Source organism: Streptomyces sp. NPDC043870 (genome assembly GCF_056435785.1).
Map to the genome: position 1 here is coordinate 3,250 of NZ_JBWKDT010000029.1, position 13,051 is coordinate 16,300.

The window sequence follows — 13,051 nt, forward strand, 5'->3', positions numbered from 1 at the left end:
CGGGGGGGGGGGGGGGTGCGGGGGGGGGGGGAACGCCAACAACAACGGGAGGAAAAAAAACGAGGGGGGAAAGAAGAACAGGGGGGGCCGCCCCCGCCGTGGGGGGCGGCGGCGCCCCTGCCCCCGCACCGGTGTGCCACTCCACCGGCGGCGGCAAGTACAACTGCGAGGTCTGGCGCACCGCGAAGTCCTACAGCCGTTCCGGCAGCGAGATGGGCGTGCTCAACGCGGGCACCAACTACTTCTACTGCCAGGCCGACTTGGGCCGTCGTGAGACGTACGGCCAGTGGACGAACGTCTGGTGGGCCCGGACCGACGACGACAGCGGCAACACCGATGTCTACGTCAGCGTCGTCTACGTCAAGGGCGGCGACAACGACCAGCCCGTCCCGGGCCTGCCCGTCTGCTGACGGCGCGCGGCGGACAGGGCCCGGCGAGGTCCGGGTCAGCGGAGCCGGACGCTGGTGAGCATCTGCTGATGCATCTGGTCCACGGCCTGCTGGTCCGTGGCAGAACCCATGGTCATGAGCTGAACGGCGTGGGTGCCGGCGTCGATGATGCGAATGGACTCAACTGTTCCGCTGTTCTTGAAGACGAGATGCGCGTCGATGGCGGGGTGGCCGTCGACTGTGGTCTTCTGAGTGCTGGTGCTGGTGACAGTCTCGCCGGATTTCTCGCCGGCGGACTCGATGTAGACCTGAAGCGACTCATCGAGATTTATTCCGGTCTCGGGCAAATCGGCGATGGTGAAGCCAAGGGACAGGCCAGTGGTGTCCACGGAGTAAAAGCGACCGGGGAAGTCAGTGGGGGATTCAGTGATCTTCTCGACCGTGGCCTTCCCGGGAAGCTTGACTGTGATGCCACTGGGGGAATCTGTGGTGTCCACCCACTCCAAGCCGGCGAGGGCGGTGGCGTGCTGCCCGACACCGTAACTGTCGTGCGCGGCCGTCACGGTGCCGGCATGCGGCATCGTCGGGGCGGCGAACGCACTGGTGGGCAGCAGGACGCCGCCCGCGGCCAGGGCGGTCGAAGCGGCAAACGTCACAACGCGCTGCGTCCGGGAACGGCGAGACATAGAAATCACTTCCAGGGGAAAGCCGCGAGGGCTGTCGAACGGTCCGGTCAATTCACGGTCGCCCGGACTGTTCCGGGCGATACGGGTGGGCCACCTGATCTGCGTGAACCCATGCCTCCATTAGGCCCGGCAGATCGAATCGCGTCATGCCCCTGAATTGCGTGACGCGGGAACTCGTGACTTGACCGATAGCGGTGGACCTGATATTTGCCGGCCGTCATTCCGTAAAGACCGGGGCCGCGAGCCGCCGCGTCACCTTTCGCCGGGTCCACACCCGGCTACCGCTCCAAGGGGCCCTAAGGCCTGTCCGCCGGCGGTGGCACCTCGCCCGAGCCCCGCGCTATGAGCGTGGTCGTCAGCTCGACCCGGGCCGGCGCCTCGGCCACCCCGTCGAGCCGGCGGAACAGCCGCTCGGCCGCCGTCCGGCCGAGCGCGGCCGCGTCCTGGGCGATGACGGTGATGCCGAGCAGATCGGCGAGCTCGATGTCGTCGAAGCCGACCAGCGCGACCGGCGTCTCGCGACCGGCCAGGAACCGTACCGCCGTCACGGTCACCCGGTTGTTGCCCGCGAACACCGCGGTGACCGGGCCCGGGCCGGAGAGCATCGCCTCCGCGGCCGCCGTGACCCGCTCCGGGTCGGTGGAGCCGAGGGACACCCAGCGTTCGTCCACCGGCAGCCCGGCGTCCTCCATGGCCGCCCGGTAGCCGCGCAGCCGCTCCGTCGCGGTGTGGATGCTCGGCTGGTCGCCGATGAACCCGATCCGCCGGTGGCCGTGCGCGATCAGATGCGCGACGCCGTCCCGGGCGCCGCCGAAGCTGTCCGACAGCACCACGTCCGCGTCGATCCGCCCCGCGGGCCGGTCCACGAACACGGTCGAGATGCCCGCCCTGATCTCCGGTTCCAGATAGCGGTGGTCGTGTCCGGCCGGAATGACGATCAGCCCGTCCACCCGGCGGGCGCAGAGCGCGAGCACCAACTCCTGCTCGCGGTCCGGGTCCTCCGCGCTGGATCCGTTGATGAGCAGCGCCCCGTGCGCACGGGCGACCTCCTCCACGGCGCGGCTCAGCGGGCCGTAGAAGGGGTCCGCGAGATCCTCGAGGACCAGCCCGATCGAGGCCGTGCGGCCCTTGCGCAGCACCCGCGCGCTGTCGTTGCGGCGAAAGCCCAGCGCCTCGATGGCCTCCTGCACACGTCGCTCGGTGTCGGGGGTGACGCCCGGCTCGCCGTTGACCACCCGGGAGACCGTCTTGAGGCCGACTCCGGCGCGCGAGGCCACGTCCTTCATGGTGGGCCGGATGCCGTAGCGGTTCTCGGGGCGGCGGGCGAACTCGGCCACGGTGCGCTGTCCTGTCGTCGTCGGGTGGCCCGTGAGGGCACATTGCCATGGTCCTGCGGGCACTTGCTGTGCTGTGCAAGGCTGTGGCGTCGAGCATAGGCCCTGGACAACGTTGTCAGGGGAATGGAGACTGGTCACCGAAGCCGCAGGTCCTCCCCCTGCGCCCGGAGCGTGGGGGGACCCCCAGCCCCCGGGAGATCGCACACCAATGCATAACGACCTCGTCGCCGCGCTCGACATCGGCGGCACCAAGATCGCCGGCGCGTTGGTGGACGGCAGCGGCAGGATTCTCGTACGGGCCCAGCGGCCGACTCCGGCGCGCGAGGACGGCGAGACGGTCATGCGTGCCGTCGCAGCGGTGCTCGGTGAGCTGGCCTCCTCGCCGCTGTGGCTGCATGTCACGGCTGTCGGCATCGGCAGCGCGGGGCCGGTGGACGCGTCCGCCGGTACGGTCAGCCCGGTCAATGTGCCGGGATGGCGCGGATTTCCCCTGGTGGACCGGGTACGGGTGGCCACCGGCGGGCTCCCTGTCGAGCTGGTCGGAGACGGCGTCGCGATGACCGCGGCCGAGCACTGGCAGGGCGCTGCGCGGGGGTACGACAACGCCTTGTGCATGGTCGTCTCCACAGGCGTCGGCGGCGGGCTCGTCCTCGGCGGCAAGCTGTATCCCGGTCCGACCGGGAACGCCGGCCACATCGGCCACATCAGCGTGGACCTCGACGGCGACCTCTGCCCGTGCGGCGCGCGCGGCTGTGTGGAGCGGATCGCCAGCGGCCCCAACATCGCGCGCCGGGCGATCGAGGGCGGCTGGCGGCCCGGCCCGGACGGCGACACCTCGGCCGCCGCCGTGGCTTCCGCCGCGGCCGCCGGTGACCCGGTGGCGATCGCCTCCTTCGAGCGGGCCGCCCAGGCACTGGCGGCCGGTATCGCCGCGACCGCCACGCTCGTGGAGATCCGTATCGCCGTCATCGGCGGGGGAGTCGCCGGCGCCGGCGAGGTGCTCTTCGCACCTCTGCGCCGCGCCCTGCGCGACTACGCCACGCTCTCCTTCGTCCAGGGACTGGTCGTCGCCCCGGCCCGCACCGGCACGGACGCGGGCCTGCTGGGCGCGGCCGCCGCCGCCTCCCCCGGCCTGCGCGGCGAGACGGCGGCGAGCCTCAACGGCTGAACGCCTGCAGCCCCTGACCCGTGTCCGGCGGTCGCTCGGCCCTGTCCGGCGGCGTTGTCACGCGGACCTGCTGTGCCGGAGTGAGCACTCCGGCAGAGCGGTCGAGCCACCCAGAGGGGCGGGATCGCCTGGGTCAGCTCTGGCTCAGGGGCACGGCGATGTCGACGACCTGGTGGGTGGAACGGAAGGTTCCCGCGCTCGTGGCCGCCCCGGTCAGCAGGTCGACCTTGTAGAAGCCGGTGGAGCCGTTGGTCTGCAGGACGGCGAAGCCCTGGTTGATGCCGGACTTGGGCGAGTAGTGGATGTCGAATCCCGCCGAGGGGCCCGCGTTGACGCCCAGACTGCCGGTGGGGGCCAAGGTGCCCGCGTTCGCCGGGGACTGAATCGCGACCCGGTCGTTGGAGGTGTCGATGACGAACAGGGTTGTCGCCGTGGGCGCCTTGAGGTCGTTGTTGGTGTAGGCCGCGCCGGTCACCCCGAGGGCCGCCGAGGGCGGCGGCCCCAGGTGGGTCAGCGGGCTGTCGGCGGTGGTGGTCAGCGGCGCCGACGGATCGTCGATGTTGTGGCGGAGGTTCTGCCCGGTGTCGCTGACGACCCGCAGCCGGTTGGCCGCTGGGTTGAAGTCCACCCCGAACTGCGTCCCGGACAGGGCGATCGTGAGCTGGTGGACCTTCGTCGCCTGCGCGGTGTTCGTGTCCAGGGTGTAGATGCCGCCCTGGTTGCCGACGCCGTACAGCTTGCCGTTCTGTACCCGGTAGTCGATGCCCACCAGCGTGGTGTCCCCTATCAGCCCGCTCACCGTGCCGATCGAACGGACGTCGCCGGGGCGATTGTCGCGGAACTGCACCAGCCGTTGGTCACTGGTCAGGCCCGTGATCTTCAGCCGACCCTTGTTCTGATCGGCTCCTTTCTCCGCCGCGCCGGCTGCGTCGACGGCACCCGCCGACGTGGCCGTGGACACCGCGGCCGCAAGGACGAGAGCGATTACTGCTGCACGCATGTGATCTCCGAGATCGCTTCGGACGCCTTCATCCGATGAGGCGTCAACGCGCCGACCATAAGCATGCAGAACTCCGTATAGCGCGATGAAGCGATCCACAAGGTCTCGATCCGTGGGCCGATCGAGGGACCAGGGACACCACTCGCGCGGCCGTGGACCCGAGGACCCCGAGAGCGACCGTCCCGCGGGTGCCCTTCTCGTCGTCCAGGCCCACCTGCGCCGTCACCGCGCCGCACCGGCCTCCCGTGTAGTACTCGACCGTGCTCGCGGCATGCACGCCGAGGCCCTTGGCGAAGATCTGGCCGCCGATGGTGATAGGCCGTCCGTCGCCGGCCGCGCTCTCGCCGTTGCTCCGGTCCTTCTCGACCGGGCCCCAGCCGCCGGCCGCGCTCAGCCAGCCGAGATCGCTCAGGTACGAGGCCCCGGCGGGCGGCGGCACCACCACATGCACGCTCGCGGGTACGGCGGCGGTGAGCCGCTTCCCGGTCGGCGAGAGGTAGTTCGTCGTGAGCGTCAGTCCGTACGCACCCGGCGCGGTACCCGTCGGCACGCCGATCCGCCAGCCGGTGCTCAGCTTCTCGCCGCTGGGGAGTACCGGCGTCCGGGCCCGGGACGTGGCCTGGACCGTCCAGCCCTCGGGCCCGGTCAGCGCCACCGACACGTCCAGCGCGGGGGTACGGCCCAGATCGGTGACCGTCGTCGTCATCTCCGCGCTCGTGCCCGCCTCGGCCATCAGTCCCTCGTCGGCGGTGAGGTCGACGGCCGGCGGCAGCAGGGCCCATGCGCGGTCCGCCGACACCCGCACCAGTACGGTGCCGTGGGCGGGGACCGTCGCCGACGAGACCGTGCCCGCGGTGTTGTGGCTCGTGTGCGCCCACAGGTCGCGCAGCCGGTAGCCCGCGGCGTCCGGCAGCCCCACCGCCCGCGCGGTGGTCGAGATGCGCTGCGGGCGGCTGCTCTCGTTGAAGAGAGTCCGTCGTCAACCCTGGGGGCGACGGGGGTGACGAGTGCGGCGGGCGCGTCGGCTGCGGCGGGTGTTCCTGCGACCGCCACGGGGGTGAGCCCCGCCGTACACAGCAGGGCGGCGGTCACTGCTCCGACCACTCTTCGCCGTTTTGTGCGGATGGGAAGGTGACGCATCGTTACGTTCCTCCGTACTCACGCAGGGGCGGGTGACGTCGTGCACGTGTCGGATGGCGCGCGTTTACGGTAGGGCTTGTTGGAGTCTGTTGGAAGAGATGCGGTAACGGTTGTCCGTTCTTGCGTCAAAACCCTTGACGACACCCCTTCTTGAGGGTGAGATCCAATCCTCGCGTTGGGTTGTGTTTGGTTGCACCCCCGGAGGAGGGGACATGGCGCAGTCATCGTTCAACGGTTCAGCCACGCCAGGAGGCGTGGCTGGACATCGGATGTCCCGTCGGAATGTGCTGCGTGGAGCGGCTCTGGGTGCGGGCGCGATCACGCTGCCGTCCCTGCTCACCGCCTGTGGCGGTGGACCCGGCGGCGACGGCAGGACCGTCACCATGGGGTCCAACGCCTCGGACCCGGTGCCGCGGAAGGCGTTCGCCGAGGCGTTCGAGGCCTACGAGAAGCAGTCGAAGGAAGGCCGCAAGGTCAAGGTCAACACCGTCGACCACAACACGTTCCAGGAGAACATCAACCGCTATCTGCAGGGCAAGCCGGACGACGTGTTCATGTGGTTCGCCGGCTATCGCATGCAGTTCTTCGCCAAGAAGGGTCTGCTGCACGACATATCCGATGTCTGGGCGGACTACAAGGGCTTCACGCCGGCGCTCAAGGACCAGTCGACGGGAGAGGACGGCAAGCAGTACCTCACGCCGTACTACTACTATCCGTGGGCCGTCTTCCACCGGAAAAGCCTCTTCCAGGAGCGCGGCTACCAGGCACCGAAGACGCTCGACGAGTACATCGCGCTGGCCAAGCAGATGCAGAAGGACAAGATCGTACCGATCGCCTTCTGCGACAAGGACGGCTGGCCCGCCATGGGCACCTTCGACTACATCAACATGCGCACGAACGGCTACGAGTTCCACAAGAATCTGATGGCCGGAAAGGAAGCCTGGAACAGCAAGCAGGTCAAGGAGGTCTTCGACACCTGGCGCAGAATTCTCCCGTACTGCCAGCAGGGCGCGAACGGCCGGACCTGGCAGGAAGCCGCCACCAGCCTCCAGAAGCGCGAGGCCGGCATGGTGGTCCTCGGGCTCCCGCACCCCGGCCAGCAGTTCCCGGAAAGCGACCAGACGGACCTCGACTTCTTCCCGTTCCCGGTCATCAACCCGGAGCACGGACAGGACGCGGTCGAGGCCCCGATCGACGGCTATCTGCTCGCCAGGAAGTCGAAGAACCTGAAGAACGAGAAGAGTCTCGAAAGCGCCAAGGACCTGCTGAGGTGGCTCGGCACCGGCAAGGCCGAGGACGTCTATCTCCAGTACGACCCGAACAACATCGCCGTCAGCAGCGAGGCGGACACCTCCACGTACACCCCGCTGCAGAAGAAGGCCGTCGAGCTCGTCTCGAACGCCAAGCAGATCTCCCAGTTCCTGGACCGTGACACCCGGCCGGACTTCTCCTCCACCGTGATGATCCCGGCCATCCAGACCTTCATCAGCAACCCGAACGACGTGGACGGACTCGTCAACGACATCGAACGGCAGAAGAAGACCATCTTCGCCTCCGACTGACCGCCCCGACCCGACGCCAGCACTGGGAGATCCGATCCGTGGAGCTCAACACCGCGCGGCGCACCGGACGGCGAGGCCCGCGGAGGTTCACCTCCCGCGACCTCGTCGTCCTCGGCGTGCTGCTGGGAATACCCCTCCTGCTCGACATCGCCGTCATCTGGGGGCCGACGCTGGCCTCCGTCGTGCTCTCGTTCACCAGCTGGGACGGCATCGGTGACATCGAGTGGGTCGGCACGGAGAACTACGCGAATCTGTTCACCGGCTATCCGCAGTTCTGGCCGGCCGTACGGCACAACCTGCTGTGGCTGGCCTTCCTGGGCCTCGTCGCCACACCCTTCGGACTGCTGCTGGCCGTCCTCGTCGACCGGGGCGTCCGCTTCAGCCGCTTCTACCAGTCGACGCTGTACATGCCCGTCGTCCTGTCGCTGGCCGTCGTCGGCTTCATCGCCCAGCTGGTCTTCTCCCGCGACCAGGGCGCGCTGAACGCGGTCCTCGGGAACACCGGCAACCCCACCGACTGGCTCGGCGACCCCGACCTCAACATCTGGATGATCCTGCTGGCCGCAGCATGGCGGCACACCGGCTACGTCATGATTCTCTACCTGGCCGGTCTCAAGGCCGTCGATCCGTCCCTGAAGGAGGCCGCCGCCATCGACGGTGCGGGCGAGGCACAGACCTTCTTCCGGGTCGTCTTCCCGACGCTGCGGCCCGTCAATGTCATCGTCGGCGTCATCACGGTCATCGAGGCACTGCGCGCCTTCGACATCGTCTACGCCGTCAACAAGGGCCGCAACGGCCTGGAACTGCTCTCGGTGCTCGTCACCGACAACATCATCGGCGAGGCCAGCCGGATCGGCTTCGGCTCGGCGATCGCCGTGGTGCTGCTGACCGTGTCCCTGGGATTCGTCGTGACGTATCTCGTCCAGGAGATCCGAGGGGAGAGAACCCGTTGACTACGCTGCGCCCGCCGCGCTCCGACACCACGACCGCCGCCGCCCCCGCGCCGGCCACCGCACCCGCCGAGGCGTCCCCGGGGCGCCGGCGCCGCCTCACCCCCGGCCGGCTCGGGCTGCACGCCTTCCTGATGACGGTCTCGATGGCCTTCCTCGCACCGCTGGCCCTCGCGGTGTACGCGTCGCTCAGGCCGTACGACGAGACGTCCGAGCACGGCTACTTCTCGCTGCCCCGGAAGCTCTCCTTCGACTACTACCAGCAGGCCTTCAGCGACTCGGGCATGACGAAGTACTTCGTCAACACCCTGATCATCGCGGTGCCGGGCGTCCTGCTGGCGCTCTTTCTCGCGTCCTTCGTCGCCTTCGCCGTCGCCCGGCTGAAGCTGCGCGGCTCGATCCTGCTGCTGATGCTCTTCACCGCCGGGAATCTGCTCCCGCAGCAGGTCATCGTGACCCCGCTGTACGTCCTGTTCAACCGCATCCCGCTGCCCTACTGGATGTCGGACTCGATGACGATGTTCGACTCCTACTGGGCCGTCATCGCCGTCCAGGTCGGCTTCCAGATCGGCTTCTGCGTCTTCGTCCTCGCGAACTTCATGCGCACACTGCCGCAGGAGATCCTGGAGGCGGCGATCGTCGACGGAGCAGGAGTCTGGCCCCAGTACTGGCGGATCACCCTGCCGCTGTGCCGCCCCGCCCTCGCCGCCCTCGGCACACTCCAGTTCACCTGGATGTACAACGACTTCCTCTGGGCCCTCGTCTTCATCTCCGACGGTGACAAACTCCCCATCACCTCGGCGCTCAACAACCTCCGCGGCCAGTTTTTTACGGACTACAACCTGCTGGCGGCGGGCTCGGTGATCGTCGCGCTGCCGACGCTGCTGGTCTTCCTGCTGCTGCAGCGCCACTTCATCGCGGGACTCACCCTCGGATCCAGCAAGGGCTGACGGCTGACCTGGGGAAACGAGGCCGCCGACGACTTCTTCGCTCCCGAGCGGGGAAAGCGCTGACGGTGTCCGGTTCGAGATCGTCAGCACCAGCAGCAAGGTGCTCGCCGACAGCCCCGGCGACGGAGCACTCACAGGGCCGCGCCAGGGGGCTGGAGCTTCCGCGACATCTCGATCCGGGCAACCTCGCGGCGGCGCCGTTCCCCGCCGCGCATACTGGGCTGCACAATGACGAACCGATCCGCGCCCCGGCGCCACCTGCCCACAAGCCCCTTCAAAGCCCCCGCCGACCCCGTGCCCAAGCATTTCGCCCTCGGAGACCGCGTCTCTCACGACCAGTACGGACTTGGAAAGGTCATCGGCGTGGAGCTCGCGGGTGAGGCGCTGCTCATCGACTTCGGCTCGCGCGAGACCCGCATCGTCAGCCCATTCCGTGGGATGTACAAGCTCTGACCATGCGCGCCGCTGTCGCTGGCGCGCACTACCGTCTGGCCATCCCGTCCGCGCTTGTCGGCTGCGGCGCAACCCGGTCCCGCCCCGCCGCGGCACAGCACCCGCGCGGGGCGGCGACGCGCTCAGGGCGAGGTGTCTTGCATCTCGCTCCGGAAGGCCGCTGCAGTGCCACTTCATCGCGCGGCTCACCCTCGGATCCGGCGAAGGCTGACGGAACGTCCGGATCCGGGGTTTCCGCGGCGCCGTTCGGCGGCATGAGGATCATGAGCACGCCAGAAGGGGGAAGGATGGCCTGGTATCCGAGCGCCACCCAATACGGGCTGCAGCCCGAGTCCGACAGTCAGCCGGAGATCCGGCCGACTTCCTACGGGGCGCGATGGTTCTCCACGTAGGCGGCTGCCGCACGCAGGAGTTCAGGGCTGTCCCGGAACTTCCCGAGTCCGTGGTTGCAGCGGGTACACAGCAGCGCACGGACGCACTGCCCACAGGACTCGGCAGGGTCCGGACAGCAGGCGTGGTCATGGTCAATGGACAGTGTGCGCCCAGCGTCGTCCGTCTCCTTGCAGATGGCGCACACACCTCCCTGGCTCGCCAGCGTCTCCGCGTAACGCCCACGAGGCAGCCGGTGCAGCGTCTTACGCTGCGCGTCCCGCCCGCAGCTTCGGCAATGCCCTTGCAGACCATCCGGGGCACTGGCGAGCCGGGTGAACATGTCCGGGTGGAGCCAGACAAGACAGGTGCGGCACTGCTTCTCCCCGCGCTCGTTCCGGTCCGTCGGCTTGGCCTCTCGCCGGTCCGGGATCGCCGTCAGTTCGCGTCCCGCGTTGCGCTGCCAGTTGCGGCTCGCGCACAACCCCTTGCTGATGTACTTCCGCGTACAGCCAGGGAACTCGCACGGTCGGGCCTCCATCGCCATGCTGCCGTGCACCCGATGTGCCGCTCCAGGACCGGTGTCTCCGTGGCGCTGCCACCGCTGGTAGTGCATGGCGCACCACCCCCGGGAGCGCACGCGTACGGGGCGGTTGCATCCTTCGACAGCACAGGTGCCTTCGTCCATGTCGATGTCCCCCAGGGAAGCGTTCCGATCCGGAAGGAGGCACCCTGATGGCTTGGTGCCCATTCGCGCAGAAGTTGGAGCTTCAACCCGAGAGCGATCAACAGCCCGCCATTCGGCCAACGCAGTTCATCCTGCATAGCATCGCGGCGCCGTGGACAGCCCAACGGATCTACGAGTACTGGCAGTCTACTAATTTGGAGTCCCACTTCGGGCTCGGCTACGAGGGCGACCTCGGGCAGTACATCGGCACCGAGACCCGCGCCGACGCCAACTACAAGGCGAACCTCCGTCCCGACGGCACCGGCGCGGTCAGCATCGAGACCGCCTCCAACCTGCAGCACACCGACCCGTGGACGGCCAAGCAGGTCGAGAAGCTGATCGCGCTCGGAGCCTGGCTGCATCAGCGGCACGGCATACCGCTGCGGGTCTGCCGTTCGGCCTCCGACCCGGGCTACGGCTATCACCGGCTGCACGCCGACTGGGCGGTCTCCGGCACGGCGTGCCCGGGTGACGCCCGCGTCCGCCAGTTCAAGAACGTCGTCTTCCCCGGAATCGTCGCCCGCGCCACCGGACAGACCCCCGCCCCGCCCCAGGAGGACCCCGACATGCCGTCGATGCTGAACGAATCGAACACCGTGGATGTCTCCCTCGGCTCCGGTGTCTGGGTGGGCCTGGCCTTCAGCGACGCCGTCCTGCACTCGGGACCCCGCCGCCACTCGACCCTGGTGCACCTGCTGTTCGCCGACAACACCCACAAGGACGCCCGAATCGAGGGCCGCTTCTACCTCACCGACACCGCCGGAAAGAACCCGTCGCCGTACCTCGCGACCACCAAGAAGGGCCCGGGCGGCCATCAGTTCCTGTGCACCGCCGATGTCCCCAAGGGCCGCCATCTGCGCTTCGAGGTCCGTGCCACGACGCCGGACGGCTCGTCGGTCAGGCTGCTGCACCGGGCCGCCTCGGGGCCGTACTGGGCTTTGTGACGCGTCGTCAGAAGGATTCCGTCGCCTGCTGCGGGATCACCACGAGGAACGCGTCCGAGTCCAGGTCCATCACGACCTCCGCCGGCACGCCCTCGTCCCGTCGTGCCCGGGCGAACTCCTCGGCGGGCCAGCTGCCTCGCGGTCCCCCTGCGGGAAACTTCTCCAGCACCGTACGGCGCATCACCGCACCCCCTTGCTCACTGTGAGCTCCAACGAGGCTCCGTCCGGATGTGTTACGGCATTGACCGACGCTCCGGTCGAGCCGCTGGGACGTTTCCGTGGCAGGGTGTTGCGGGCAGTCCACAGGGGGCTACGGAGGAGGGGGAACCGTGATCGTCTGGATCAACGGTGCTTTCAGTGCGGGCAAGACGACAGCCGCTCGCGAACTGATCGATCTGATCCCGAACAGCACTTTGTACGACCCCGAACTGACCGGCGACGCAATGCGGAGCCTGCTGCCGCAGAAGCGCCTCGACGAAGTGACCGACTACCAGGACCTGCCGATCTGGCGCCGGCTCGTCGTGGACACCGCGGCCGCCCTGCTCGCCGAGGTCGGCGGAGTCCTGGTGGTGCCGATGACCCTGCTCAGGCAGGAGTACCGCGACGAGATCTTCGGAGGGCTCGCCGCCCGGCGCATACCGGTGCGGCACGTGCTGCTCCGCCCGGAGGAAACGATCCTGCGGACGCGGATCGCCGAACGCGAGGAGCCGGACATCCCGGATCTGGAACAGCGCGTACGGCAATGGGCGTACGACCACATCGAGCCCTACCGCACCGCCCTCGGATGGCTCACCGCCGACGCCCATGTCGTCGACACGTCGTGTCTCACCCCGCGCGAGACCGCGGAGGCCGTGGCCGAGGCCGTGGGCAACGGGGCAGCCGCGGTCTGCGAGATCGTGCAGACGCCCGAGCCGACCTCCGAGACCCTCGCCGCGGGGGTGCTCCTCTTCGACGAGCAGGACCGGGTACTTCTCGTCGACCCCACCTACAAGCCCGGCTGGGAGTTCCCCGGCGGTGTGGTCGAGTCGGGCGAGGCGCCGGCACGCGCGGGCATGCGTGAGGTCGCCGAGGAGATCGGGATCCGTCTCGACGCCGTACCACGGCTGCTGGTCGTCGACTGGGAGCCGCCGCGGCCACCGGGCTACGGCGGGCTGCGGCTCCTCTTCGACGGTGGGCGGCTCACCGGCGACGAGGCGGCCGTCCGGGTGCTGCTGCCCGGCTCGGAGCTGCGGGGGTGGCGGTTCGCCTCCGAGGAGGAGGCCGCGGGGATGCTGCCCCCGGTCCGCTACGAGCGGCTGCGCTGGGCCCTGCGGGCCCGCGAGCGCGGAACGGTGCTCAATCTGGAGGCCGGTGTCCCGGTGGGATGAGCCCGGTGT

12 protein-coding genes and 2 pseudogenes are annotated in these 13,051 nt (G+C 68.9%); 8 read left to right on the top strand and 6 right to left on the bottom strand.

Features of this window, described 5'->3' with window-relative positions:
- A pseudogene (locus tag AC0699_RS28335) lies at positions 1-410 on the top strand (serine/threonine-protein kinase); the annotation flags it as partial.
- 35 nt (positions 411-445) lie between these two features.
- Here the strand turns inward: AC0699_RS28335 and AC0699_RS28340 are convergent.
- Together AC0699_RS28340 and AC0699_RS28345 are read right to left on the bottom strand one after the other, a co-directional pair.
- Positions 446-1,045 (bottom strand): hypothetical protein, encoded by a 600-nt coding sequence (locus AC0699_RS28340; protein WP_478665649.1) that lies wholly within the window; start codon positions 1,043-1,045, stop codon positions 446-448.
- Between the two features lie 326 nt (positions 1,046-1,371).
- A complete protein-coding gene (locus AC0699_RS28345) occupies positions 1,372-2,361 on the bottom strand; it encodes a LacI family DNA-binding transcriptional regulator (protein WP_478665859.1) in 990 nt (329 codons plus the stop codon).
- A gap of 259 nt (positions 2,362-2,620) precedes the next feature.
- Between AC0699_RS28345 and AC0699_RS28350 the strand changes: the two genes are divergently transcribed.
- Positions 2,621-3,580, top strand: coding sequence for an ROK family protein (locus AC0699_RS28350; RefSeq protein ID WP_478665650.1), 960 nt, complete (start codon positions 2,621-2,623; stop codon positions 3,578-3,580).
- 133 nt (positions 3,581-3,713) lie between these two features.
- On the opposite strand, the gene AC0699_RS28355 is transcribed toward AC0699_RS28350, so the two are convergent.
- Both AC0699_RS28355 and AC0699_RS28360 read right to left on the bottom strand, forming a co-directional pair.
- Positions 3,714-4,580 carry a DUF4394 domain-containing protein gene (locus AC0699_RS28355; protein WP_478665652.1) on the bottom strand — a complete coding sequence of 289 codons (867 nt, stop codon included), beginning with the start codon at positions 4,578-4,580 and terminating at the stop codon, positions 3,714-3,716.
- A gap of 163 nt (positions 4,581-4,743) precedes the next feature.
- Positions 4,744-5,550: pseudogene (locus AC0699_RS28360) on the bottom strand (NPCBM/NEW2 domain-containing protein); the annotation flags it as partial.
- Between the two features lie 439 nt (positions 5,551-5,989).
- Between AC0699_RS28360 and AC0699_RS28365 the strand changes: the two are divergent.
- From AC0699_RS28365 to AC0699_RS28380, 4 genes are all read left to right on the top strand, one after another.
- The gene (locus tag AC0699_RS28365; protein ID WP_478665655.1) at positions 5,990-7,282 is read left to right on the top strand and encodes an ABC transporter substrate-binding protein; all 1,293 of its coding nucleotides are present in this window, start codon (positions 5,990-5,992) and stop codon (positions 7,280-7,282) included.
- 38 nt (positions 7,283-7,320) lie between these two features.
- Positions 7,321-8,235, top strand: a complete 915-nt coding sequence (locus tag AC0699_RS28370) for a carbohydrate ABC transporter permease (RefSeq protein ID WP_478665658.1) — start codon at positions 7,321-7,323, stop codon at positions 8,233-8,235.
- Positions 8,232-9,182, top strand: a complete 951-nt coding sequence (locus AC0699_RS28375; protein WP_478665661.1) for a carbohydrate ABC transporter permease — start codon at positions 8,232-8,234, stop codon at positions 9,180-9,182. Before AC0699_RS28370 ends, AC0699_RS28375 begins: the two co-directional genes overlap by 4 nt.
- 228 nt (positions 9,183-9,410) lie before the next feature.
- A complete protein-coding gene (locus tag AC0699_RS28380; protein WP_478665663.1) occupies positions 9,411-9,635 on the top strand; it encodes a hypothetical protein in 225 nt (74 codons plus the stop codon).
- 364 nt (positions 9,636-9,999) lie between these two features.
- Here the strand turns inward: AC0699_RS28380 and AC0699_RS28385 are convergent, their stop codons facing one another.
- Complete coding sequence (locus tag AC0699_RS28385) at positions 10,000-10,620, bottom strand: endonuclease VII domain-containing protein (RefSeq protein WP_478665666.1); 621 nt, start codon at positions 10,618-10,620, stop codon at positions 10,000-10,002.
- Positions 10,621-10,739: 119 nt separating this feature from the next.
- On the opposite strand from AC0699_RS28385, the gene AC0699_RS28390 reads away from it, so the two are divergent.
- Positions 10,740-11,675, top strand: coding sequence for a peptidoglycan recognition protein family protein (locus AC0699_RS28390; protein WP_478665670.1), 936 nt, complete (start codon positions 10,740-10,742; stop codon positions 11,673-11,675).
- 7 nt (positions 11,676-11,682) lie between these two features.
- Here AC0699_RS28390 and AC0699_RS28395 read toward each other — a convergent pair whose 3' ends face one another.
- On the bottom strand, positions 11,683-11,856 hold the full coding sequence (locus AC0699_RS28395; protein ID WP_453665834.1) for a hypothetical protein: 174 nt from the start codon (positions 11,854-11,856) through the stop codon (positions 11,683-11,685).
- A 148-nt stretch (positions 11,857-12,004) separates the two neighbouring features.
- On the opposite strand from AC0699_RS28395, the gene AC0699_RS28400 reads away from it, so the two are divergent.
- Positions 12,005-13,042, top strand: a complete 1,038-nt coding sequence (locus tag AC0699_RS28400) for an NUDIX hydrolase (RefSeq protein WP_478665675.1) — start codon at positions 12,005-12,007, stop codon at positions 13,040-13,042.
- Positions 13,043-13,051 lie beyond the last annotated feature (9 nt).